Here is a 25,509-nt window from a genome sequence, read left to right as displayed (position 1 = left end):
CCACATGCGACACCCGACACCCCGACCACAAACCAAACCGAACCCGCACCTCCTCAACCAAATTCGCCAACCCCCCATGCGTCACCACCACCCCCTTCGGACGCCCCGTCGACCCCGACGTATACATCACATACGCCGCACACCCACCCACCAACCGCCCCGCCCGCTCCCCATCCGACACCACACCCCCCGACACCCCCGCCACCACCGACACATCATCAACCCGCAACCACTCCACCACCGCCGGCAACACCACCCCCGACACCGACAACCCCACCACCGCACCCGAATCCACCAACAACTCCCGCACCCGCACCTCCGGCAACCCCGGATCCACCGGCACGAACGCCGCCCCCGACTTCACCACCGCCCACACCGCCACCACCAACTCCACCGACCGCGGCACCGCCACCCCCACCACCAACTCCGGACCCACACCCCGCCCGATCAACACCCGCGCCCACCGATTCGACCACTCATCCAACTCCCCATACGACAACTCCACACCCCCACACGACACCGCCACCCCACCCCCACCCAACCCCACACCCCCCGCCAAAATCTCCGGCAACAACCGCACCCCCACACCCACCCCACCCCGCACCGGCACCAACACACCCCGCTCACCCGAACCCAACACATCCAGCCCGGCGAGCGGCGCATCCGGTGCCCCGATCGCGGCGGCGAGAATGTGGGCGACACGTTGCGCGTCGCCGGGACCGTGCACGTCGACGGTCCAGGACCCGTCGCGGTCGTCGACCTCCACGACCATCCCGTCGCCGCCGGAGTCCCATCGCTTCACGACGGCGACAGCACCCTCACCGATGCGCTCGACGCCGAGCGGTTCCCGCATGCCGCCCGCCACCGGCCAGGAGTCCGCCGCACCATCTTCGGAAACGAGGTACCGGTGTCGTCGGGATCTTCGCAGTTGCAGACCCACGTGCCGTGTCAGCGCGTCGAACGTGAGTTGCGGTGCGAGGGAAAGCCTCACGGGTGTGGTGGACCCGTGCGACCGATGCCCGACCAGCACGTCTTCGACGGCGGTGCGGCTGTGCCAGTACACCGCCAGCGCGGCGAGCAGAACGGCGTCGGGACCACCACCGCTGCGGCGTGCGAGCCGCACGAGCGCGCCGTCGGCGGGAATGGTGAACGAGCCGAGGTTCTCCCCTTCGGCGATCGGTCCGGGCGGGGTCTCGTGTCGCGGCGCTCCGGCGAGCAGGTGCTCCCAGTAGCGGCGGTCGTCCGCCCACGCGGCGCTCTCGCGGTATCGCGCATCCGCGGTCAGCGGGACGGAGGGCGACACGAACGGCCGGGACTCGGGCGGCGAGGTGGGAGCGGCGTCCCCCGTCTCGTAGGCCTCGGCGGCGCGGCGGACGATCGCCGTCATGCCCGGTTCGTCGTTCACCAGCCGGTGGTAACGCTGGAACCACCCGTATCCGCCGTGCGGCAGCCGGAACAGGACGTGCACGTACAGCGGTCCGGTGCCGGGGTCCATGGGCCGGTTCAGCTCGTGGTCGATCCACGTCGTCACGAGTCGGCCGGGATCGTCGGACCCAGCGGCGTCGAGGACGTCCGGGCCGGTCACCGCGGCGCCGGTGACCTGGCCGGGTTCCGGGCCGTCGAGCACGAAAGTACTGTGCAGGCCGGTGCATTCGGCCAACGTCTTCTGCAGTGCCCGGCAGAGTCGGTCTTCGTCGAGCGGCCCGTCGAGTTCGAGATACTGACCGAAGGAGGCGTCGTGTGCCCCGGCACGGAGCACCGCGAGTTGGTCGTAGGTGAGGGGCAGCACCTCACCGGTACTCATGGAATCCTCGCCCGGTCTTACGCCCGAGATGACCGGCCTCGACCAGGGCGACGAGCGACTCGGGCGGGCGGTAGTGATCGTCGCCGGTCAATTCGCGCAGCGCGGTCATCGTGTCGTTGACGTTGTCCAGGCCGATCAGATCCGCGGTCCGCAGTGGTCCCATCGGATGGCCGAGGCAGCCTTCGAACAACGCATCGGTGGTCTCCGCGTCGGCGATACCGTCGCCGAGCGCGGCTGCCGCCTCGGCGATACACAGCATGAGGACACGGTTGAGCAGGAATCCGGGTCCGTCGCCGACGACGATGCCGGTCTTGTCCAGTGTGGCGAGGAGCGTCAGCGCACGGTCCAGCGACTGCGGCGACGTCCGCGGCCCCCGCACCACCTCGACGGTGTCCTTGAGCGGGGCGGGATTCATGAAGTGCAGTCCGACAACCTGTTCCGGTCTCGTGGTACTCGAGGCGAGTCGGTCGACGGGGATGCCGGAGGTACACGACGCGAGTAGCGCGTCGGGTGCGCACACACGGTCCAGTTCGGCGAAGACCTTCTCCTTGAGGTCGATTCGCTCGGGGACGCATTCGATGACGACGGCGGCGTCCCGCAGATCGGTCAGCTGCCCGGTCCAGTGCACCCGCGCGGTGACCTCGGCGGGTTTCGGACCACCGGCCCGGCCGAGGAGTATCGCGAGCCGCAGCGAGTCGCGCATCCGAGATCGCGCCTGTTCGACGGCCTGCGGGTCGGGGTCGACGACGATCACGTCGTGGCCGGCCTGCGCGAGACATTCGGCCACCCCGGCGCCCATGGTCCCCGCCCCCACCACACCGACGCTCATCGCACTGCCTTCACTCATCGCGCCGCCTCCGTCGAAAAGCCTGTGTCGTCCTGGTGCACGTACTCCATCGCCACCTCCTGGGTGGGCAGGTCGGGATGAGTCACGAGTCCGGCAAGCAGCCGCCGGAGGTCGGTGAGCATCGCGGTGGCCGTGGTCCGGTCGAAGAGGTCGGTGGCGTAGTCGAGTTCGAGGGTGAGGGCTGTGGGGCCGCGGGTCCACGACAGCCCGAGTTCGACGGGTGACAGGTCTGCCCGCTCGGGATTGTCGTCGCGCTCCCCGTCGTAGCGCACCGGGAAGTGCTGCGTCGCCGTATCGGCCGCGCGACTGCCCGAAGACAGCTCCCGGCGTACGGTCTCCACCAGTTCCGGGTAGGTGGGGTCGCCGGACAGGTCCACGGCCACGATCCGCGGCGATGCCTCTGGTCCTGCGGCCGTGCCCACCGCCACCTCGTCCTGCGCCGTGTACCAGGCGAGGAGCGTGAGCCAGGCGGCGAGCAGTTCCGGGTGGCCCGGCTGTCCGTCGAGCGTCGCCGTGACCCGTGCGGTCGAATAGCGCAGCGGTTCCGCACCGTTCGAGGGCTGCCGCGGCCGATCCGCCGGGACCAGGGGCGGCGCCACCAATCGCGACATCGGCGCCGGCGCCGCGTCGTTCAGGAACACGGAAATGGGTTGTGTACGCGGAGAATCCGCGACACCGTCGAGGATGCGAACGTACTCGGCGCACAACGCGACGGCAGTCTGCTCGGTGAACAATTCCGTGCTGAACTCGAGCCCGGCCGCCATGCCGTCCTCGCCGCCCCGCTCCGTGGTGACGAGGGTGAGATCGAACTTGGCCGTGCCGGACGGCACCCCGCCGAACGCGATGGCCGCGGGATCCTCCTGGTCGAACAGCGTCTCGGTGAGTCCTTGCTGCGACTGCAGCGCCGGCAGTTCCTGGTGGACGTGGCAGACGTCGAACAGGGGTGTCCGGCTCAGGTCCCGGTCGCCGGTCAGTGCGGTGACGACGCGGTCGAACGGGATCTCCTGGTGTTCGAGGGCACCGAGCACCACATCACGCACGCGTGCGCACAACTCCGCGACGGTCGGATCCCCGGACAGGTCGGCGCGCAGCGCCACCGTGCTGTTGAAGTACCCGATCATGCCGGACAGTTCCGGCCGGTTGCGTCCGGTCGTGGGTGTCCCGACCACGAGGTCGCGCTGGCGGCTGCGGCCCGCCATGAGGAGGTAGAACGCGGAGAGCAGCACCACGAACAGCGACACGGACTCCCTCCGCGCCACGGCCCGAAGCCTCCGTGTCAGGTCCTCGGAGACGGTGAACGTGTGGAACGCGCCGGTGAAGTTCTTCCGCTCCGGGCGCGGGAAGTCGGTGGGCAGCCGGAGCAGCGGAACGTCCTCCAGGACGGTTCTCCAGTATTCGAGTTCGGAGTCGAGCGCGGCGCTCGCGATCAGTTCCCGCTGCCACAGGGCGTAATCCCAGTACTCGATGGGGAGCGGGGCGAGATCGGCACGGCGACCGGCTCGGTGTGCCGCGTACAGGGCGGGCAGTTCCTGCTCGAAGATCCGCGGCGAACCCCCGTCGTTGACGGAATGGTGGGTGGTGACCTGCAGGACGTGTTCGTCGGGGCCGATCCTGATGAGCAGTGCCCGCACCAGCGGGTCGGTGGCCAGATCGAACGGCGCCACCGCGACCTCGTGTACGAGTGCCCGGGCCGCGGCCACCGGATCCGGTTCGCCCGACACGTCGGCGGTGCGGAAGAAGTCGCCGAGGGATTCGCGGATCCGCAGTTCCGGCTCCCCGTCCACCTCGACGTAGTTGGACAGCAGCACCCGATGCCGTGCGGCGAGATCGTCCCACATACCCCGGACGGCGGATTCGTCGATCGGACCGTGCAATTCGCTGACCATCGGCAGGTTGTAGATGGTCGTCGCGGCGTCGAGTTGGTGATGGAACCACATGCGTACCTGACCGAACGACATCACGTGCCGCCCCCGCGGCACGATCGGGGGCAGCCCACCGGACGCGGACGTGCCGGCCGCGAGGAGTGCGGCGAAGTCTGCGACCTTCGGCCTTTCGTAGAGGTCGATGAGTTTGGGCCGGACCCCGTATCGGTCCGACACCCGGTCGACGAGTTGCATGCCGATGAGCGAGTTTCCACCGAGGTCGAAATAGTCGTCGTCGGCGCCGACGTCCCTTTCGCTGTGAAGCAACTCGCGCAGTGTCGTCTGCAACCAGTCGAGGCTGTCTTCCGGCGCGGCCGTCGCCGATTGCGGGCTCGGTTCCGCCGACGGATTGTCCGGGGCGTCGGCCCAGTCGGGTCGACCCGGGAGGTCGAACCAGCACCGCGAACCGCGCAGTGGGTGTCCGGGTAGTCGCACTCGCCAGGCGGAGTCGTCACCGCGGTCGACGGCTGCCCAGTCGAGGTCGATTCCGCGCTCGTACAGCCCGGCGAGGAGGTGTGTGACCGCGTCGGACGTGTCCGGCGCGCGGAGTATGTCGGCGTCCGGCGTGTCGCGGAGGGCATCGGCGAGCAGTGCCCCGAGGCGTCCCTCCGGGCTCGGCTCCACGAAGACGACGGGTCCGTCCGCGAGCATGCCCTTCGCGACGGCGACGAGCCGGTCCGTGTCGATCGAGGGGTCCGCGGCTGCGGCGGCGATGTCGGCGGCCTCCACCGCCGACAGTGTGTCCCGCACATACCGGGCCGCGTACCGGGACACGCCACCGCTGAGGACGGCGTCGACGGTGACCCCGGCGGCGCGGAGGTCCCGGTGGACGGCGATCTGGCCGGCGAGGAGGTCCGCCTCGTCGCCGGTGGCGGGAAGCCCCGACGGCAGGCTGCGGCCGCGCAGTGCGGGTGGCATCCGGTCGGGTGACAGCAGCAACGCCACGGCGGGGCGTTGCCGGGTGGGCGGTGCGGAGTCCTCGCCGCGGGCACCCAGTTCGGCGGCGCGCGCAGCGAGCGACTGCGAGAGTTCGGCAATGCTGCGTGCGTGCACCGCCACCCGGTGGTCGTGGTGCGGGCGACCGCGATTGAGGGTGAACACCACATCGTCGAGGTCGTGCCCGCGCACGGCCGTCCCCAGTTCGGCACACAGCGTCGCGAGGGCGCCCACGCTCTTCGCCGACACCCCGACCAGCCGAGTTGTCGTGCCCGCGCGGGATCCGGCGGCGCGCTCCGGCGGCTGTTCCACCACGCAGTGTGCGTTGATGCCGCCGAGGCTGAACGAACTCACCCCGGCCCGCCGGGGACCGGTCTCGTCGCTCCACGTCCGGGCATCGGTGACCACCTCGATTCCGTTGCCCGCGAGGTCGACTCCGCCGGTGGGTCGGTCGAAGTGCAGCGACGGGTACAACTCGCCGTGCTCGACACTCAGGATCGCCTTCACGAGGCCGGACACCCCGGCGGCGTGGTCGAGGTGACCGATGTTGGTCTTCACCGAACCGATCGGCAGGACGCCTGAACGGTCCCGGAACGCGGTCGTGATCCCTTCGAGTTCGACCGCGTCGCCCAGTGGAGTTCCCGATCCGTGGGCCTCGAGGTACCCGGCATCGTCCGGGGTGAGACCCGCCTTCTGCCAGGCCCGGGAGATGACGGCCACCTGCGCCCGCGCGCTCGGGGAGCTGATGGTTGCGGACGAATGACCGCTGGACACCGTTGCGGTGCCACGGATCACGGCGTGGACCGGGACGCGATCCGCACGGGCGCGGGCCATCGTGGTGAGGAGAAGCGCCGCCCCACCCTCCCCGACCGCGGTGCCGTCCGCGTTCGCGTCGAACGCGCGGCAACGCCCGCCGGGTGACATCAGTTCCGCGGATCCCTCCGCCATGTCCGCGCGGAGGCCGTTCACGCGCAGACTGACTCCACCCGCGAGGGCGAAATCGGCGTCACCCGACCGCAGCTCCCGGCAGGCGTGGTGCACCGCGATCAGCGACCCGTTGCACCCCGAATCGACGGCGTAGCAGGGTCCGGTGAGGCCGAGCTGGTACGCGATCCGGGCCGGCACGGCGAACGGAACGTTGCCCAGTGTGCTCAGCACACCCGGTTCCGCCCACATCGCCGGATACGTCGAGGTGGCGGCGCTGAACACCACCGCCGTCGCGCTGTCGCGGAACTCGGCCACCGAATAACCGGCGTCCTCGACCGCCTGATACGCGAGGACCAGTGCGAGACGCTGCTGCGGGTCGATCAGCGACGCTTCCCGTTTCGACAGGGTGAAGAAGGTGTAGTCGAACGTGGAGATGTCCTCGACGAAACCCATCGCGTGGTAGTGGGAGGGAGGCCCCAGCCCGGTCGCCTTTGCCCGTGACCGGGACAGCGGGCGCACCGAGTCCCGGCCCGCCGCAAGATTGGCGCGGAACTCCGCCAGGTTCGCGGCCTCGGGGTAGCGCGCGGCGATGCCGACCACGGCGATGTCGTCGTCACCCGGTGTGGGATGTCGCACGCTCACGGTTGTCTCCTCCCTGCTGGTCAGAACTCGTAGGTGGCGGGCGCGGACGCCTCGCTCGTGTCGGTGGACTGCGCAATCGCCTCGGCCTGCGCCGCCACGGTGACGAGGTCGAACAGCTGGCCCACCCGCAGAGCCCCGGGCCACTGTTCGTCGAGACGACGCTGCAGTTCCACGACGCGATGCGAGTTGCCGCCGACGTCGAAGAACCCGTCTTCGGAACCGAAGTCGTCGTGGCCCAGCACGGCCGCCCAGTGTTCGGCGACCGACCGTTGCAGCGCGGTCCAGCGTTGCCGCGACTCGCCGCGCGCAGGCTCCGTCTCGGAGACGAGCGTGCGCAGCGCGTTCTCGTCCACCTCGCCGTCCGGCGTTCGCGGGACCGCGCCGAGTGCGACGAACCGCGTGGGGACCGATCGGGCGTCGAGCCGTCCGGCGCTGAACTCCCGCAGGTCTTCGGCCATCGGGAGCACGGCCGCCGCGGCCGCCGGGACCCAGAAGGCGGTGACACCGGTCGCGGTTGTGAGGACCACCGCTTCGCGGACCGCCGGGTGACTCTCCACGACGTCGGTGACCGACCGTGCCGGAGATCCGGTGGCGCCGACGCTCAGCAGTCGTCCGGACCGGTTCCACCGCGCGAGTGCGCCCGTCCGGACCATCCGGGAGCCCGGGACGCCGAACGGATTCGCCACGAACGTCGTGGCCGCCACCCGCGCCGAGGCCTGGTGGTCCCGCGTATCGGCCACGTACACCGCACCGGTCACGCCTTCGGGGGTGAGCTGCAACCGGGGATCGAGCACCACGGTCTCGGCCGCCGCACTCCACTCGCGAATCCGGGTGAGTTCGTCCGGGGCCAGCACGTCGACGTCTCCGACGGCGACACTCGGATCCGCGACGACTGCGGCGAGGATCCTGGTGAACCGATCGGCCAGGGCCTGCACGGTCGCCGCATCGAAGAGGTCGGTGGCGTAGGTGAATCCCGCGGTCATCCCTTCCGGTGTTCCGCACTCGTCGTACTTCTCCCGCACCGTCAGCTGCAGGTCGAAGAGCGACACCTCCACGTCGGGTTCGAGGACTTCGGCCTCCAGGTGCGGGAGGGCGAGGTCGGGGTGTTCGGTGTTCCGGAACTCGAGCAACACCTGGAACAGGGGTGAATGCGACTGGGAGCGAGGCGGGTTCAGCGCTTCCACCACCCGCTCGAACGGCACGTCCGCGTGGGCGTAGGCCGCGAGGTCGGTCTCCCGGACCCGGGTGAGCAGTTCGTCGAAGGTCCCCGACACGTCGGTCCGCAGCACGAGGGTGTTGACGAACATTCCCACCACGTCGTCGAGGACGGCCTCGCCGCGGCCGGCGACCGGCGACCCGATCACCACGTCGCCGGTACCGCCCGACCGTGCGAGTAACACGGCGAGCGCCGCGTGCACGACCATGAACACGGTGCACCGCCGGGTCCGCGCCAACGCCACCGTGTCCCGGTGCAGGTCGGCGCCGATCCCGAACGTCACCCGGTCGCCGGCGGCAGAGCGCCGCGGCGGGCGGTCACGGTCCGTGGGCAGGTCGGTCACGGCCGGCGCATCGGCGAGAGCGGATCGCCAGTAGTCCAGTTGCCGCGAGAGCAGGGAGTCGGCGTCGTCCTCCGAACCGAGGAGTTCTCGCTGCCACACGGCGTAGTCGGGGTACTGCACCGGCAGCGGCTCCCATCCCGGCGCACAGCCCTCGGACCGCGCGGTGTAGGCCGTCATCACGTCGCGGGCGAGCGGAACCATCGAGAACCCGTCGGCCGCGATGTGGTGCACCACGACGACGAGGACGTGCTCCCGGTCGCCGAGTTCGAACAGCCTTGCCCGCATCGGGACTTCGGTGGCGACGTCGAAACCCGCGGACACGAGTGCCGAGATCTGGTCGCGTACCGGATCGTCGGACGTCGACACGGTGAGCTGCGCGACGTGGCCCGCACCGACGATCACCTGGGTGGGTCCCGATTCGCCGTACGGGTACCGGGTGCGCAGCGATTCGTGCCGGTCCACCACGTCGGCGAGGGCGGCGGTCAGTGCGTCGACGTCGAGGTCACCCGACAGCCGGACGATCATCGCGACGTTGTACGCGGGCGAGGACGGGTCGAACTGATTGAGGAGCCACATCCGGTGCTGCGCCCAGGACAGCGGCACCGGGTCGGGGCGCCGGGGCACCGTCACCGCGGGCCGGGCGTCGCCGCCCGCGCTCTCGCGCGCGATCCGTGCCGCGAGCGCCCGCACGGTCGGGGTCTCGAACACGTCCCGCACACCGACGTCCGTGCCGAGCGCGGAGTTGATCCGCGCGACCACCTGCGTCGCGGTCAGGGAGTTGCCACCGGACGCGAAGAAGTCGTCGTCTGCTCCGACGACGCCGGTGCCGAGAACCTCGGCGAACACGTCGGCCACCGCGGACTCGAACGGTGTGCCGGGTGCACGGAAGATGCGGGGCGCGAATTCGGGGTCCGGCAGTGCGTGCCGGTCGACCTTGCCGTTGGCCCCGAGCGGCAGCCGGTCGAGGACCGTCACCGAGGCCGGCACCATGAACGGTGCGAGCACGGATCCGGCGAACTGCAGCACCTCGGTCGTGTCGAGGTCCGCGCCGTCCTCCGCGGTGACGTATCCGGCGAGGACCGCCTCGGCCGCGGGCGTGCGGCGCACCACGACCACCGCCTGCGCGACACCAGGGCAGCGGGTGAGCGCCGCCTCCACCTCCCCCGGTTCGACCCGCTGGCCGCGCAACTTGACCTGGAAATCGTTGCGGCCCAGGTATTCCAGCCGGCCTTCCATCGTCCAGCGCATCAGGTCGCCGGTGCGGTACATGCGTGAGCCCGGGTGGTCGAACGGGTTCGCCACGAACGAGGCCGCGGTGGTTCCTGCCCGCCGGTGGTAGCCGCGCGCCAGACCCTCCCCCAGCACGTACAGCTCACCCACCACACCGACCGGCACCGGACGCAGCCACTCGTCGAGGACGAGTTCGCGGACACCGCGCATCGGGTGACCGATCCGCACGGGGTCGCCGGGTGTCATCGGGTCGCCGATGTTCGACATCACCGTCGTCTCCGTCGGGCCGTAGCCGACGAGCAGGGTGCGCCCGGACGCCCAGCGGGCCAGCAACTCCGGCGGGCAGCGTTCGCCGCCGACGACGAGCGCGCGGAGCAGGCGCAGACCCCGCGGGTCGATGGTGGCCAGGACCGCGGGGGTGGCGAACGCGTGCGTGATCCGCTCGGCCGCGAGCAGTTCCGTCAGTGCGGCGCCGCCGTACACGTGCGGCGCCGCGATGACCAGTCGCGCACCGGCACCGAACGCCATGAGGTATTCGAGCATCGTCGCGTCGAACCCGGGTGACGCGAGATTCAGGACGCGCGAGGCATTCGTCGTCGCGTACCGGGCGCGCTGATCGATCGTGAAGTTCTGCAGCCCCGCATGGGGGATCACGACGCCCTTCGGTGCCCCCGTCGACCCGGACGTGTACATCAGATACGCCGGATGGCCCGGTCGCAGCGGTACGACCCGGTCGTCGTCGGTGATCGGATGGGATTCCCATCGCCGCGTCGGACCCGGATAGTCGAGGAGCAGCCACTCCACACCGTCGGGCATCCGGTCGCGCTGTTCGGCGACCGTGAGTCCCGCCACCGCCCCGCAGTCGGCGAGGATGTCGGCGATCCTCCCCGGCGGCAGATTCGGATCCACCGGGACGAACGACGCACCCGACTTCGCCACCGCCCACACCGACACCACCAGTTCCACCGACCGGACGAGCCCGATCGCCACGTGGTCCTCCGGTCCGATTCCGCGGCGGATCAACACCCAGGCCAGGCGGTTCGACCAGTCGTCGAGTTCGCGATACGACATGACCGCGTTGCCGTAGGACAGCGCGACGGCGTGCGGGTCCCGGGCGGCCGCGGCGGAGAGGATCTCCGGCAGCAGCCGGGTCGTGCCGGTGGGCCGCCCGCGCACCGGGACGAGGGCCTCGCGTTCGCCGGGCGACAGCAGATCGAATCGGGCCAGTGGAATGTCCGGGTCGGCGACCACCGCGTCGAGGAGCCGCACGTATCGTTCGGCGAACTTGCGGACGGTCGCGGCGTCGAAGATGTCGGTGGCATAGGTGAATCCGGCGCTGATTCCGGCGGGTTCCCCGCCCTCCCCGAATCGTTCGGCCAGGGTCAGCTGCAGGTCGAACGTGGAGACGGAGACACCGAGGTCGATCTCCTCCACGTCCAGTTCCGGAAGGCTCGGAGTGGGCCGCACGACGTCCTGGAATTCGAACAGGACCTGGAACAACGGCGCGTGGGCCGTGGTGCGCGGCAGAGCGAGCGCCTCGACCACCCGCTCGAACGGCACCTCCGCGTGCGCGAACGCCTCCAGATCGCAGTCCCGCACGGCGGCGAGCAGCGCGGTGAACGAGTCGGCGCCGTGGACGGGGGTGCGCAGTGCCAGGGTGTTGACGAACATCCCCACCACGTCGTCGAGGACGGCCTCGCCGCGGCCCGCCACCGCGGATCCGATCACCACATCGGTGGTGCTTCCCAAGCGGGACACCAGGACCGCGAACGCGGCGTGCGTGACCATGAACACGGTCGCATCGTGTTCGCGGGCAAGGGCCACCACCTTCCGGTGCAGGCGGTCCCCGATCTCGAACGACTCCCGCGCGCCGGCGAGCGACCGGTGTTCGGGACGTGCGCGGTCCATCGGCAGGTCCGTCACCACCGGCGCGTCGGCGAGCGCGGAATGCCAGTACCCGAGCTGGCGGGACATCAGGGAGCCGGGATCGTCCTCCGATCCGAGCAGCGCCCGCTGCCAGATGCTGTAGTCGGCGTACTGCACCGGAAGCGGCACCCAGTCCGGCGCGTCCCCCCGCGCCCGGGCGGTGTACGCGGAGGTGATGTCGCGGGCCAGCGGGCCCAGCGACAGCGCGTCCGCCGCGATGTGATGGACCACAAGGGCCAGCGCGTGATCATGCGGACCGACCTCGAACAGGTGCGCCCGCAACGGAACCTGCGCGGTCACCTCGAAGCCCGCGGACAGCGCCGCCGCGAGCCGGTCCCGCAGGTCGCTCTCCCCCGACACCCTGACCGCGCGGAGGGCGGGCACCGCGGCCGACGCCGGGATCACCGACTGCACCGGCGTGTCCCCCCGCATCGGGAAGACCGTTCGCAACGCCTCGTGCCGGTCCACGACGTCCGTCAGCGCCGCGAGCAGCGCCGCGTCGTCGAGAGGGCCGCGCAACCGGAAGGCCGCCGCGATGTTGTAGGCGGGCGAGGTCGTGTCGAACTGGTCGAGGAACCACATCCGCGTCTGCGCGAGCGACACCGGCGCCGCCGCGGACCGGTCCGTCGCCACCAGCGGCGGCCGGTCCGCCGAGGCCGCCCGGCCCACCCGAGCCGCCAGCGACCGCACCGTCCGCGCCTCGAAGACGTCGCGCACTCCCACACCCGCACCGAGCACACCCTGAATCCGCGCCACGACCTTCGCCGCGGTCAGCGAGTTGCCGCCGAGCGCGAAGAAGTCGTCGTCGATCCCGACCGCGGGCACGCCGAGCAGCGCGGCGAAGATGACCGCGAGCGACTCTTCGACGGGAGTGCCCGGTGCCACGAATTCGGCGCGAGAGGCTGCGACGGGCGCCGGAAGCGCCGCCCGGTCCAATTTCCCGTTGACGGTGAGCGGCAGCCGTTCGAGGATCGTCACCGACGCCGGGACCATGTACGACGGCAGCGCGCCTCCGGCGAATTCCAGCACGGCCTCCGTGTCGACGATCGCACCCGCGTCGGGCACGACGTACGCCGCCGGTGCCGGGCCGGTCACCGGATCCTCGTGCAGGGTCACCACCGCCTGCGCGACCCCGTCGCACCGGCCCAGCACCCATTCGATTTCGCCGAGTTCCACCCGGAATCCGCGGATCTCGACCTGCAGGTCGTCGCGTCCGAGGTAGTGGAGACTCCCATCGCGTCGCCACCGCACGACGTCCCCGGTCCGGTACATCCGGGCGCCCGACGCATCCGCGACGAAGCGGGCCGCCGTGAGCCCGGCGCGGCCCAGGTAGCCGCGCGCGAGTTGCGGTCCCGCCACGTACAGTTCGCCGGCCACACCGACCGGCACCGGACGCAGCCGCGCGTCCAGCACCGACACCCGGAATCCCGGAATCGGCCGCCCCACCTTGCTCGTCCACGCGGTGGCGGCGAGTCCGCGGCCGAGCGGGAGGTGCGTGACGTGCACCGTCGTCTCGGTGATGCCGTACATGTTCACCAGCACGGGTGCGTCCTCGCCGTGGCGGGAGTACCAGCGTTCGAGTTGCCCGAAGTCGAGCGCCTCGCCGCCGAGCACGACGTAGCGCAGCGGCGGTGGGCTCGCGCCGTCCTCCGTATCGGTGGCCTCGATCAACTGCGAGAACGCCGTCGGCGTCTGGCTCAGCACCGTCACCCGCTCGCGGCGCAACAGCGCGAGGAACGCGGCGGGCGATCGGGTGGTGTCGAAGTCGACGACGACGAGCGTCCCGCCGTGCAGCAGCGCGCCCCACAACTCCCAGACCGAGAAGTCGAATGCCGGGGAATGGAACATCGTCCACACGTCGGTGTCCCCGAACCGGAACAGATCCTGGGTGCTCGTGAAGAGCGAGACTACGTTGCGGTGCGACACCGCGACGCCCTTCGGACGTCCCGTCGATCCCGACGTGTAGACGACGTAGGCCAACGAGTCCGGATCGACCGGTGGCCGTTCCGCGTCGGTCAGCGGGTCCGCGGAGATGCCGCCGGGATCCGTGTCCGTCGAATCGAGGAGCAGGACGGGGACGTCCGACGCCGGCAGCGCGCGTTCGGTGTCCCGGGTGGCCAGAATGCACACCGGGTCGGCGTCGTCGAGGACGAGCGCCGACCGTTCACCGGGATGATCCGCGTCGATCGGGACGTAGACGGCCCCGGCCTTGACGACCGCCACGAGCGCGACGACGAGCGCCGCCGAGCGCGGCATCGCAACCGCGACCGAGAACTCCGGGCCCACTCGCTGCGAGAGCAGTTTCCGTGCAAGCCGATTCGACCGGGCGTCGAGGTCGGCGTAACTCAGGCGCTCGCCACCCGACACGACGGCGGTGGCGTCGTGTGTCCGCGCTGCCCGGGCGGCGAACAGCTCACCGAGTGTCGTCTGCTCGGCGGCATCGGCCGGACGGGTCGACCAGTCCTCCAGCACAGCGCGTTCGGCCGGTTCGACCAGGTCGATGTCGCCGATCACGACGGACGGATCCGCGGCGGCGGCCTCGGCGGTCCGCACGAACCGCCGAGCCACTCCCTCCACGGTGGCGGCGTCGAACAGGTCTGTCGCGTAGGAGAATCGGGCCGTCGTGTCCGACACCGTCACGCGCAGATCGAGGTCGCCGAGTTCTCCTCCGGGGTCCGAGAATTCGAGCAGCACCTGGAAGAGCGGTGCGTGCGACCCGGACCGCGGCGGGTCGAGCGCGTCCACGATTCGCCGGGCGGGCACGCCGCGGTGGGCGAACGCCTCCGCGTCGGCGTCCCGCACGGTGCCGACGTACTGGTCGACGCGATCCGAGCCGCGCACGTGGGTCCGCAGCACCACCGGGTCGGTGTCCGTCCGCCTGCCGATGACGACGTCGTCGGTTCGGGCCGACCGTGCCAGCACCAGCGCCAGCACCGCATGGGTCACGGTGGCGGCGTCCGTGCGGTGTGCGGCGGCGAACGCGTCGAGCGTGCGCCGCAGATCCGGGCCGAGGGCGACGTCGACGGCGGCGCTGCGGTGGGACGGCCGTGCGGGCCGCGGGCGGTCGGTGGGCAGGTCCAGCACCGGGGGCGCGTCCGCCAGTGTGCGCGTCCAGAAGTCGAGCTGGGCCGTCTCCTCGTGGACGGTGGTGAGCGCGGCGTCCGCGTCGGCCGTGACGAAGTCGCCGAGCAGTTCCAGGAATTGCCGGTGATGCGCGCCGACCTCGTCGGCGTCGTACCGGTTGGGGTTCGCCAGGAAGTGGACGAAGGTCCGGACCGGTGTGCCGCTCCGGTACACGTTGACGAGCAGATCCTCGACCGGCCCGGACGTGACGATGTGGTATTCGCCGACGAGCGGCCCCAGAACGAGTTCCTGGTGGAAGAGCATGACGTTGACCATCGGACCCGACAGCGACTGCGCCGCACCGGCGCCCGCGTCGCGCCGGATGTCGCCGAGCCCGAAACGCTGGTGTCGCAGCACGCCCATCAGGTCGAGTTGCACCCGCTCCACCAGTTGCCCCACCGTGTCCCCGGGGCGGATCTGCACGGGAAGCGGCACGACGCCCGCCACCATTCCGCCGGACCGTCGCAGGGTCGCGGTGGTGCGCGCCGACACCGGGACCTTCAGGAGCACGTCCCGGTGTCCCGTCGTCCTCGACAGGTAGCAGGCGAACGCGGCGACGATCTTCGCGGTCCCGTGGGCGCCGGCGTCGCCGAGTGCCCGCTCCGCCGCGTCCGGCAGGGGCGCGGTGACGTCGGTGCTCGTGGCGACCGCGGGCCCCGTCCGTCGGGCCAGGCTTGATCCGGGTCCGAGGCCGCCGACCCGTTCGGCCCAGAACTGCCGGTCCGCGGCGAAGCGGGACGACGACCGGTACTGCTGATCGGCGTCGTACAGATGCCGGGGGTCCACGGCCTCGTTGGGCGGCAATTCCCGGTCGAGCACCTCGGCGGTGTACCGGGCCGCGATGCGGTTGAGCATCGTCATCGCACCGTACCCGTCCAGGGCGACGTGGTGAATCTTGCTGTACCACAGATAGTGCGCGTCGCCGACGCGAAGAATCGACGATTCGACGAGGCGATCGCGCGTCGGATCCAGCGGGGTCTCGCAGTCGGCGCGCATCCATCGACGGGCGGCCTTCACCGGTTCGGCGTCCCCGCGGAAGTCCATCAGGCCGATCGACCGGTCCGCCGACGGATCGACCAGCTGGAACGGCTGACCGTCCCGGTCGATCAACCGGAGAAACGGCGACCCGAATTCGTCGGCGGTCGCGACGGTGGCCTCGCGCAGGAGGTCGACGTCCAGGTCGCCGTGCACCTCCACGTACTGGGCGATGCACAGCGGCACGTCGGGGGCCAGTTGCTGGGCCAGCCACGCCTCGTATTGGGCCGACGACAGCGGGAACGGTGCTTCGGCGCTGCCGGCGGCCTCGGTATGGTGCTCACGCAACGCCACCACCTCCGCTGGGCAGCAGCCGGCGCAACGCCACCTCGTCCACCTTGCTGCTCGGTGCGAGCGGAAGGGCGCCGAGCGCGAGGAAGCGGTCGGGCACCGCCTGCGCGACGAGCCGCGCGGCGCAGTGCGCGATCAGGTCGCGTGGTGTGGGCAGTACGGTGGCCGCGGCCGCGGGCACCCAGAACGCGGTCAACACCGTCTCCCCGTGTTCGTCGGCGGTCGCGAGAACCACCGCCTGGTGGATCGCGGGGTGACTCTCCAGCACGGCCTCCACCGCGTGTCTCTCGACCCGGGCGCCGCGCACTTTCACCTGTCCGTCGAACCGGCCGCGGAATTCGATGTCGCCGTGCGGATCGACGCGTGCGAGGTCGCCTGTGTGATACATCCGCGCACCGGGCCGCGCCGCGAAGGGGTCGGCGACGAAGCGGGCCGCGGTGGCGGCCGGGCGGGACGCGTAGCCCTCGGAGATCTGCGGACCGCCGACGTACAGGTCCCCCACCGCTCCGTACGGCACCTCGACCAGTTTCGCGTCGAGGACGTAGGCCGTGCTCGCGCCCAGTGGTCTGCCGATCGGCGCGATCGAGGCGGGCACGTCGCGCACCGGATGAGCGAGGCAGCTGACAGTCGTCTCGGTGGGACCGTACTCGTTGCTCAGCGGGACCCCGGGCAGCACCGCACGATGTTGTTCGACGAGCGTGCCCGGAAGGGCCTCTCCCGCAAGCGTCACCAATCGCAGACGCTCGCGCAGCGGGGTGAGATGCGGCAGCAGCAGCCGGTAGAACGAGGGGGTCGCGACCAGGTGAGTGGTCTGCCATGTCCGGGCGAGCGCGGCGACGGCCTCGGCGTCCATCAGTTCGCGAGCGTCCGGGAGCACGCTGGTGCCGCCGGTGCACAACGCCCACAGGGTCTTCAGCAGGGAACCGTCCCACGTGAGGCGGAACGCGGAGAACGTGACGAGGTCGCCGTCGTCGTAGTCGTAGTTGCGGCCGTCGACCATGCTGGCGAGGTTGGCGCGGCTCGCGACGACAGCCTTGGGGACGCCGGTCGACCCGGACGTGGTGATCACGTAGGCGGCGGTGCCCGCGGGCACGTGTTCGGGTAGATCGGCCGGTTCGGCGACGGGCCGGTGCTCGGCGTCCCGGTCGTGCAGTGCGGGAACACGTCCGACCGCGCTGCGGGCCAGGTCCCGGATCCACGCCGGCGACGTCTTCGGATCCGCGGACCCGAAGACGATGGCACCGCAGTCGATGTCGCCGAGGAGTGCGCGGAGCTGACCCACCGGATGTCCGGGCTCGATTACGCACCACGCCGCACCCAGCCGCAGCGCGGCGATCATCCCCACCACCGTCTCGACGCTCTGCCGTTGGTGGATCAGCACCACCTGCCCCGGCCGGACACCGAGGGCGGCGAGTTGCCGCGCCAGTGCCTCGCTCGCCGAATCGAATTCGCGATACGTCAGCGCCCGGTCGCCCACCACGATCGCGATCCGGCCGGGAACCCGCACGCACTGGCGGAGGATCCCGGTCATCACCCCACCGTTCGCGACCACATCTGTCATGGCGCCACGTCTTCCGAGAGGACCACGACGTGATCGGCGTTCGGTGCCGCAGCACTGCGAACGTCATTGCACACCAGCAGCATCCGATCGGGGTTCGGGTCGACGACGTCGAAACCCGCGAATCGCAGCGTCACCAGCATCACCCGGTTGACGTCCGTCGGCACGAACTCGGCGAGCGCATGCCTGCCGTGGACGCGTGCCCGCTCGACGACGTGCCGGATCAGCGCCGTCCCGACCCCACGGGACATCACCCGGCACGACATCAGCAGCAGTTGCAGGACGGAATCGTCGCCGCGGATCTCCGAGACCGCGAGACCGATCGTGCCGTACCCGCCGAATCGGTCGCCGAGCGACGCCACGAGCACCTCGTGGTCGTCCGAGGCGCACAGCCGGCGCAGTTCGTCGAGGCCGAAAGTCCGGCCCGTCGTGTTGAGTTGATGAGACCGGACGGTCAGTTCGTGGGCGCGTTCGAGGTCGTCCTCGGCCGCCCGGCGGACCGTCATGACCAGTTCGAGCGACGCCAGGAACTCGGAGTTGGACCCGTGGAACTCCTGTTCGCTCACCTGACGGATCCGTTCGGCGCGATACAGCGACCTCCGCTGCCTCGCCTCCTCGGTGACGGCGGGCGGCGTCAGCTCGGGAAGGTCGGGGAACGACGCGATCTGCTCGGCGGGATAGCAACGCACCGGCGGAAGCGCCTCGGACACCTCGGCCCGCTCGACGGGATCGTTGTCGACGAACGCGATGGTGTCGAGACCCAGATTCAGTGTCTCCGCGATGCGGCGCACGGCCTCCGACTTCGGGCCCCAGCCGACGTCGACGGCGCAGAACAGTTCCTCGATGCCGTGCATGCGCAGGTGTGCGGCGGCGGGTTCGTATTCGCCGCGGCTCGCCACGGCGTGCAGGATGCCGCGGCGGTCGAGCACGTCCAGGGCGCGGAGGGCGTCCGCCTTCGGCACCGGGGCGTCTTGTTCGAGGACGACGCCGTCCCAGATGGTGTCGTCGAGATCCCAGACCACGCACTTGACCGTCTGCCCCATCGCGATCACTTCCCGTGCCCGGGTCGATCCGGCAGACGTCGGAGCAGTGCGCTGCTCCAGGCCGCGACCGGGCTGCTGTTCATGATCACGCAGTAGTCGCCGGGCACCTGCGCGGACGCCGCGCGCTCGAGGTTCGCCGCGACGTCGACGGATCCGAGGTGGCCGAACCGGGCCAGGTTGTCGCGGCAGACGGGATCGATGGTGACGTCGAGTGCCTCCTGCCAGAACGTGAACGCGCCGAGCGACAGGTTCTGCATGAGAAAGACGCCGATCGCGTCCTGCTGCAGCCCGTTCCGGGCCAGCAGGTCCGCGTTGATCTCCGTGAACCGCTTCCGGCTCTCGACCGCGAGGCGGAACGAGTACGTGGGTTCGTCGGCGCATTCCTCGACCCAGTCGGCTTCACGGACGTCGCGGTAGTCGATGTGGAACAGGTCGGCGTATTTTCCGTCGCTGCGGATCATCTGGTCGACGAGTTCGTACCGCCCGGTCCCCGACGTCGTCAGCAGGACCGCGGCGGCGCCGTCGCCCAGAAGCGTCATCGGCGACCGGTACCGCGACCGGGTCGGGCTCTTCGCCGCCGCGACGACTAGGACGTTCTGGCACCGGGGGTCGCCGCGGAGCAACGCCGACGCGAGCGCGAAAGCCGCCGAGACGGACACGCACCCGAGGTCCCCCACACCGGTGGTGAACGCCTGGGTCGCGCCGAGCCGGTGCTGCAGCCGGGTCGCCTCGGACGCGAGCAGGTATTGCGGAACCCGGCCCTGGACGAGCAGCAGCGCATCGATCTGGGTGGCGTCGAGGCCCGCCTTCCGGAGCGCCTCGTCCGCCGCGGCGTGCGCCAGATCCACCTCGGAGAGCCCGATTCCGATCCGCACCGTGTCGATGCCCAGTGACAATGCGTGCTCGCGCTGCGCGATCGGCAATTCGTCGAGCTCGGGCAGTCCGGCAACGGTCACCTCGTCGTCCGGGAACCAGAGCGCGACCGAGTCGACTGTGACCGGTCGGTCGGCCATCATGGCGCACCTCCCCCGAGCACGTAGTCACCGATCTGGAGTTCGGCGACCTCCGTCGCGCCCTCGATGATCTGCATGACCTTGGCATCGCGGAAGAAGCGCCCCACCCTGCTGCCGGGAACGCACCCGGCGGCCCCGAGCACCTGAACCGCCTGCTGGCTCACCGACGCGGCGACGCGGGCCGCGGCGTACTTCGCGGCGATCGTCGTGAACAGCGCGCTCGGCTCGTGGGCGTCGCGTTGTTCGGCGGCCCGCTCGCACAGCGCGCGGGCGCCGGCGGCATCGACCCAGCTGCGACCGAGGATCGCGCGGACCGAGTCGTGCTCGGACAGCACGGCGCTGCCCTGCACCCGGGTGGACGCGTGCGCGACGGCGTCGGCGAGGCACCCGCGCGTCATCCCGGCGCACCCCCAGGCGATGGTGTACCGGCCGTGGTCCAGGGCGGTGCCGACGACGTGGGACAGTCCGAACCCCGGCGGTGCGATCAGGTGGTCGGCGGGGACGACGACGCCGTCCAGCGCGATGTGCGCGATCCGGGCACCGCGCATGCCCAGCTGCCCGTGGATCGGTTCGACGGACACTCCGGGTGCGTCCGTTTCGACCAGCGCGGTGGTCAGCCCGGCCTCCGACCGGCCGAGGACGAGCAGTACGTCCGCGACCTCGCCGAACGTGACCCACAGTTTCCGTCCGGAGATCCGGTGATCCGAGCCGTGCGCCTCGAAACGGGTAGTCACAGAGGAGAGGTCGCTGCCGGCTCCGGATTCGGTGGCGGCGAATCCGGCGAGGAGTTCGCCGGTCGCCAGGGCCGGCACCCACTGTGCCCGCTGTTCGGCGGTGCCCCACCGGTCGAGGGCGGCGTTCACCATCCCCTGCACGGTCAGCAGCGAACGCAACGACGTGCAGACCGCCCCGAGTCTTTCTGCGACCGAGCCGAGTTCGGCCGCGTTCAGGCCGAGTCCCCGGCAGTCCGTCGTCCGGTCCAGCCCGAGGACTCCCGCCCGCGCGGCAGCCTCGATGACGTCGACCGGCAGTCCGGTCTCGTCCCAGGTGCCGGCGTCGGTCTCGGCGGAGGCGACCAGTGTGTCGATACCGATCACGGCGACGCCCCGTCCGTCGCACGAAGCTGCTCGCCCCGCTTTCTCCGAATGAAGCCCGCTACCCGCGCTGCGGTACGGAAGTTGTCGAGATCGAGATCCTCCACCTCGACCACGACGTCGTGGGAGCCCTCGATGTACGTGACGATCTCCAGGGCCCGCAACGAACTCACCAATCCCAGGGTGAAGTAGTCGTCGTCGGGACCGAGTTCCGTCGACGTGATCGAGCTCAGGTACTGCCGTAGCTGCTCGACCAGCTCGTCATGGGACTCGGGCACAGGGGTATTTGCTGTGTCCATGGGCGTGGGATTCCCATTTGGACCAGCGTTCAATCATCGTGCCCTCAGGCGGCCAGCAGGCCCGGCAGTCCCCACTCCGCTGCGAGCAGCTCGTAGGAGCGCAAGCGGTCGCCGTGATCGTGGGTGACGCTGGTGATCGCCAGTTCGTCGGCGTCGGTGAGCCTTCGCAGACTGTCGAGTCGGTCCGCGACGGTGGCCGGTGCCCCCACGAACTGGGTGATCAGCCGGTCCTCGACCGCCGCGCGTTCCGCCTCGCCGAGCGGTGCCGTGTGCGCCGGGTCGGGATACGGGATCGCACCGTGGCCGCTGCGGATGCTGTGCGTCCAGTGCGCGAACGTCGACGCCAGTTCCTTCGCCGTCGCGTCGTCCTCCGCTACGACCGCGTCGGCGGAGACGACGACGTACGGCTTCTGCAGCTGCGACGACGGGCGGAACGCGGCGCGGTAGGCCTCGACCGCCTCGAGCGTCGTCGACGGGCTCACGTGGTAGTTCGCTCCGAAAGGCAGCCCCAGCCGCCCGGCCAGTTCGGCGCTCGGTCCCGCGCTGCTGCCGAACACCCACACCTCGACGTCGGCGCCCTCGCCGGGGCTGGCGTGGAGCTCGATCCCGTCCGGGGTGCTGTACGTGCCGTCGAGCAGTGCCAGGATGTCGTCGACCTGCTGGTCGAATGCGGGCGACAGCGCGCCCGGCTGCTGCAGTACCGACTGCGCCGCCGTGAGCCGCGGAGACAGCAGGAGCCCGGACGGGTCGAACGGCGCCGGGATCACGACGCCGTCGCGGATCTCCGTCTGCCGGCGGGACGGCGCCGGCTGGTTGTTGCGTTCCGCAACCGCTTTCAGCGCCTCGGCCCGCCGCTGACCCGACCGTCCGAGCCCGAGGTCCAGTCGACCCGGGTACAGCGCGTCGACGGTGCCGAACGCCTCGACCACTGCCGCTGCGGTGGTGTGGCCCAACTGCACCGCGGCGGCGCCGACCCGGAGGGTGCTGGTTGCCGCGGCCAGGATCCCGACGAGCACGGCCGGCGAGGAACTGGCGACGCCCACGAAGTGGTGTTCGGCAACCCAGTACCGCTTGTATCCCCACGCTTCGGCGTGCCGGGCGAGGTCGACGGTGTTCCGCAGGGCGGTGCGGGCGGTGGTGCCCTCGCTGACGGGCGACAGGTCGAGGACGGACAACGGAGTGGTCATGAGGGCACCTTCTGGAGAGAGCGGGGATTGACAGCGCGATGGCTGCGCGGGGCACCGAGTCCGAGGTGCCGCCGCAGCGCGACGGTGGTGTATTCGGTACGCAGGACGCCGCGGTCCTGCAGCAACGGCACCACCGTGTCGACGAACAGGGCGAGTTCGTCCGGGGTGAGGGAGGAGGGGAGGACGAACCCGTCCGCTGCGTCCTCGCGGACCCAGCGGACGATCCGGTCCGCGACGGACGTGGCGGTACCCACGAACGTCGTGGCGGACAGAACCTTCACCGCATCGGCGGGCCTGCCCGCCTCGACCGTGCGGCGTGCAAGGTCGTCGTAGAACTCGCGCCCTGCCTCGAATGTGCCGAGCGGCGCGATGATCACGTCGCCGTGCCGGGCGGCGAGATCCCGGGCCTGCGGGCCGTCACCCGACACGATCACCACCGGTTGCGCTTGCGGGCTCCGCGGGACGGTGAAGCGTCCACCGATGTCGAAGTGCCTGCCCCGGTGGTAGAACGCGCCTGCGGTGGGATCCGAGACGAATCGCCCCGCGCCGCGGTCGATGGTCACGACCCCCTCGGCCCAGGAATCCCACAGCGTGCGTGCGGTGTCGACGAACTCCGCGGCCCACTCATCGCCGGAAGCCCAGGTGTTCCACGCCGCCCGCCCGCCGGACAGGTGATCGAGTGAGGCCAGCCGGCGGGCCACGTCGTACGGTTCGGCAGAGGTCGTGTCCAGCGTCGCCGCGAGCCCCACCGTGTCGGTGAACCCGGCCAGCGCGTTCGCCGCGGTGTCGCCATCGGCGAGGAAGAAGTCGAATCTCCCCCGCTCCGCGGTGCGGGCGGCATCCGCGAGGACGGCGAAGTCCGTCCGGCCCGCGGGTGCCGCCGCCCCGAGCACGACCTGCTTCTCGGCCATGCCTACCGCGGGTTCTTCTCGCCGGCCTCGACCGCGAGCGTCAGCCGGTTCTCGGCGGGCGCGACCGGGCAGGTGGCGTAGTCGGTGAACGCGCACGGCAGGTTGGCCGCCCGGTTGAAATCGAGGATCACCCGGCCGTCGGCGGCGGGAGCGTCCACGGCCAGTGACCGCGCCGCGGGGTACGTGCTGACCCCGCTGGTGGCGTCGGTGAACAGAACGTGCAGGCCACCGTTCTTGCCTGCGAACGCGACGAGTTCGTGTGCGGCGCCGTCGTAGTCGAAGGTCAGCGTCCCCAGCGCCGTGTGGTGGTGCTCGAGCCCCTCGACGACCGCACCCGTCGTCACGACGCGGGACTGCGGGAACGGGGTGAACGTCGCCGGCACGGACCACTGCCGCGCGGGCGGGAACGTGGGGATGCCGGTGAACGCGGCGAGAGTGCCCGCCTCGGGGTCGTGGATCCGCAGGGCGACGTCACCGGTTCTCCGGATCACCTCGATGTTGCGGCTCCCGTGCCGCACGAGCTGACCGGGTGCGCCCTCCAGAGGTGCGAGGGCCGCCGTGCCGTCGACGGGTTCGCCGTCGACCTCGAGCCCGGCGTCGGCGGTCGCCGTGATCACCACACCGTCCGCGTCGGCCCGCCACTTCCCGGGCAGATCGGGGAACGTGGTGTCGGTCTCGACGAGCCAGTGCAGGGCGGTGAGACTCAGCCATCCCAGCGGGTCGCGGAAAGACTCCTCTCGCCCCGAATGCCAGTCCTGCCAGTCCTGCTCGAATGTCGCGCCTGCCGTGACTGCGGTCATGATGCCCGAACTCCTTCTGTCTGGTGATGCGGATGGCGCAGTCCGAGATGACTGCGCAGGGTCGTCCCCGAGTACTCGGAGCGGAAACTGCCGCGGTTCTGCAATTCCGGGACCACCTTCTCGACGAACTCGTCGAGCCCGCCCGGAGTGAGGTGCGGTACCAGGATGAAGCCGTCACACGCATCCGCCTGCACGTAGCGGTCGATCTCCTCGGCCACCTCGGCGGCGGTGCCGACGAACTGCTGGCGGGTGGTGACCGCGATGATCAGTTCCCGGATGCTGAGTTTCTCGGCTTCCGCCTTCGCCCGCCACGCGGCAGCGATCTCGCGGGGGTCCTTCGCGTGCCGCACCCGGCCGCGGGTGATGTTCGTGTCGTCGGCCGGTTCGACGTCCGGCAGCGGACCGTCCGGGTCATACGCGGAAAGGTCGCGGCCCCACACCTGTTCGAGAAACGCGATCGCCGTCTGCGGGCCCACCTGCTGGTGCCTGATGTGATCGGCGCGCTCGGCCGCGTCCGCCGCGGAGTCGCCCAGCACGAACGTCGCCGCCGGCAGCACCTTGAGATCACCGTCGCTGCGCCCGTACTTCGCCAGCCTGCCCTTGACGTCCGTGTAGAACTTCTGGCCGTCCTCGAGCGACCCGTGGATGGTGAAGATCGCGTCCGCCTGCGCGGCCCCGAATTCGCGGCCCTGATCGGAGTCGCCCGCCTGCAGCAGCACCGGGTGCCCCTGCGGGCTCCGGGGAATCGTGAACCGCCCCCGGATGTCGAATTGGGAGCCGGAGTGGGTGACGTCGCGGATCGAGTTGTCCGGGGCGAACACCCCCCGGGCGCGGTCGATCTGCAGCGCATCCTGATCCCAGCTGTCCCAGAACTTGCGGGCGCCCTCGATCAGTTCGCCTGCGCGGACGTACCGGTCGGCCTTGTCGAGGTATCCCCCGCGCCGGAAGTTCTCCCCCGTGAACGCGTCCGAGGACGTCACCATGTTCCACGCGGCCCGGCCGTCGGACAGATGGTCGAGCGAGGCGAATTGCCGTGCCAACTCGTACGGTTCGTTGAACGTGGTGTTGATCGTCCCCGCCAGGCCCAGATGCGTGGTGACTCCGGCGAGTGCGCCGAGCACCGTCAAGGTGTCGGGGCGGCCCACCACGTCGAGGTCGTGGATCTGGCCTCGGTGCTCACGCAGGCGCAGGCCCTCGGCGAGGAAGAAGAAGTCGAACAATCCGCGTTCGGCGGTCTCCGCGAGGTGCACGAACGAGTCGAAGTCGATCTGGCTCTTCGATTCGGGGTCGCTCCACACGGTGGTGTTGTTGACGCCGGGAAAGTGCGCGGCGAGATGAATCTGCTTGCGCTGGTTGCTCATG

Annotated in this window: 13 protein-coding genes; all 13 read right to left on the bottom strand. The window is 70.6% G+C overall.

The window, feature by feature from the left end:
- On the bottom strand, nucleotides 1-1,804 hold a 1,804-nt coding region (locus QM841_RS41385; protein WP_283336557.1), incomplete at its 3' end, for an AMP-binding protein.
- A complete protein-coding gene (locus QM841_RS41380) occupies nucleotides 1,791-2,651 on the bottom strand; it encodes a 3-hydroxyacyl-CoA dehydrogenase family protein (RefSeq protein WP_283336556.1) in 861 nt (286 codons plus the stop codon). The genes QM841_RS41380 and QM841_RS41385, both read right to left, overlap by 14 nt.
- Nucleotides 2,648-7,078 carry a condensation domain-containing protein gene (locus QM841_RS41375; RefSeq protein ID WP_283336555.1) on the bottom strand — a complete coding sequence of 1,477 codons (4,431 nt, stop codon included), beginning with the start codon at nucleotides 7,076-7,078 and terminating at the stop codon, nucleotides 2,648-2,650. The genes QM841_RS41380 and QM841_RS41375 overlap by 4 nt, the downstream gene beginning before the upstream one ends.
- Nucleotides 7,079-7,098: 20 nt before the next feature.
- Entirely contained in the window at nucleotides 7,099-16,245 is a 9,147-nt protein-coding gene (locus QM841_RS41370; protein ID WP_283336554.1) for a non-ribosomal peptide synthetase, read from the bottom strand.
- Complete coding sequence (locus tag QM841_RS41365; protein ID WP_283336553.1) at nucleotides 16,232-17,803, bottom strand: amino acid adenylation domain-containing protein; 1,572 nt, start codon at nucleotides 17,801-17,803, stop codon at nucleotides 16,232-16,234. The genes QM841_RS41370 and QM841_RS41365 overlap by 14 nt, the downstream gene beginning before the upstream one ends.
- Nucleotides 17,800-18,852 carry an HAD-IIIC family phosphatase gene (locus QM841_RS41360; protein ID WP_349307464.1) on the bottom strand — a complete coding sequence of 351 codons (1,053 nt, stop codon included), beginning with the start codon at nucleotides 18,850-18,852 and terminating at the stop codon, nucleotides 17,800-17,802. The genes QM841_RS41365 and QM841_RS41360 overlap by 4 nt, the downstream gene beginning before the upstream one ends.
- Nucleotides 18,849-19,859 (bottom strand): beta-ketoacyl-[acyl-carrier-protein] synthase family protein, encoded by a 1,011-nt coding sequence (locus QM841_RS41355; protein WP_283336551.1) that lies wholly within the window; start codon nucleotides 19,857-19,859, stop codon nucleotides 18,849-18,851. Before QM841_RS41355 ends, QM841_RS41360 begins: the two co-directional genes overlap by 4 nt.
- Complete coding sequence (locus tag QM841_RS41350; RefSeq protein ID WP_280779781.1) at nucleotides 19,856-20,953, bottom strand: acyl-CoA dehydrogenase family protein; 1,098 nt, start codon at nucleotides 20,951-20,953, stop codon at nucleotides 19,856-19,858. The genes QM841_RS41355 and QM841_RS41350 overlap by 4 nt, the downstream gene beginning before the upstream one ends.
- A complete protein-coding gene (locus QM841_RS41345; RefSeq protein ID WP_105415177.1) occupies nucleotides 20,950-21,249 on the bottom strand; it encodes an acyl carrier protein in 300 nt (99 codons plus the stop codon). The genes QM841_RS41350 and QM841_RS41345 overlap by 4 nt, the downstream gene beginning before the upstream one ends.
- Nucleotides 21,250-21,293: 44 nt before the next feature.
- Entirely contained in the window at nucleotides 21,294-22,436 is a 1,143-nt protein-coding gene (locus QM841_RS41340; protein ID WP_283336550.1) for an LLM class flavin-dependent oxidoreductase, read from the bottom strand.
- Complete coding sequence (locus QM841_RS41335; protein WP_283336549.1) at nucleotides 22,433-23,347, bottom strand: LLM class flavin-dependent oxidoreductase; 915 nt, start codon at nucleotides 23,345-23,347, stop codon at nucleotides 22,433-22,435. Before QM841_RS41335 ends, QM841_RS41340 begins: the two co-directional genes overlap by 4 nt.
- A 2-nt stretch (nucleotides 23,348-23,349) precedes the next feature.
- The gene (locus QM841_RS41330; RefSeq protein ID WP_283336548.1) at nucleotides 23,350-24,147 is read right to left on the bottom strand and encodes a DUF1684 domain-containing protein; all 798 of its coding nucleotides are present in this window, start codon (nucleotides 24,145-24,147) and stop codon (nucleotides 23,350-23,352) included.
- Nucleotides 24,144-25,508 carry an NtaA/DmoA family FMN-dependent monooxygenase gene (locus QM841_RS41325; protein ID WP_283336547.1) on the bottom strand — a complete coding sequence of 455 codons (1,365 nt, stop codon included), beginning with the start codon at nucleotides 25,506-25,508 and terminating at the stop codon, nucleotides 24,144-24,146. Before QM841_RS41325 ends, QM841_RS41330 begins: the two co-directional genes overlap by 4 nt.
- Nucleotide 25,509 lies beyond the last annotated feature (1 nt).

It is taken from the genome of Rhodococcus sp. IEGM 1307 (assembly GCF_030056915.1).
In the GTDB taxonomy this organism is placed as follows: Bacteria; Actinomycetota; Actinomycetes; order Mycobacteriales; family Mycobacteriaceae; genus Rhodococcus_F; species Rhodococcus_F opacus_D.
This window is presented reverse-complemented; position numbering and strand designations above follow the sequence as displayed.

Excerpts from the sequence above, each read along its gene's own strand:
- QM841_RS41380 (WP_283336556.1), bottom strand. The coding sequence starts at position 2,651 with ATGAGTGAAGGCAGTGCGATGAGCGTCGGTGTGGTGGGGGCGGGGACC.
- QM841_RS41365 (WP_283336553.1), bottom strand. The coding sequence starts at position 17,803 with ATGACAGATGTGGTCGCGAACGGTGGGGTGATGACCGGGATCCTCCGC.
- QM841_RS41355 (WP_283336551.1), bottom strand. The coding sequence starts at position 19,859 with ATGATGGCCGACCGACCGGTCACAGTCGACTCGGTCGCGCTCTGGTTC.
- QM841_RS41345 (WP_105415177.1), bottom strand. The coding sequence starts at position 21,249 with ATGGACACAGCAAATACCCCTGTGCCCGAGTCCCATGACGAGCTGGTC.
- QM841_RS41340 (WP_283336550.1), bottom strand. The coding sequence starts at position 22,436 with ATGACCACTCCGTTGTCCGTCCTCGACCTGTCGCCCGTCAGCGAGGGC.
- QM841_RS41335 (WP_283336549.1), bottom strand. The coding sequence starts at position 23,347 with ATGGCCGAGAAGCAGGTCGTGCTCGGGGCGGCGGCACCCGCGGGCCGG.
- QM841_RS41330 (WP_283336548.1), bottom strand. The coding sequence starts at position 24,147 with ATGACCGCAGTCACGGCAGGCGCGACATTCGAGCAGGACTGGCAGGAC.
- QM841_RS41325 (WP_283336547.1), bottom strand. The coding sequence starts at position 25,508 with ATGAGCAACCAGCGCAAGCAGATTCATCTCGCCGCGCACTTTCCCGGC.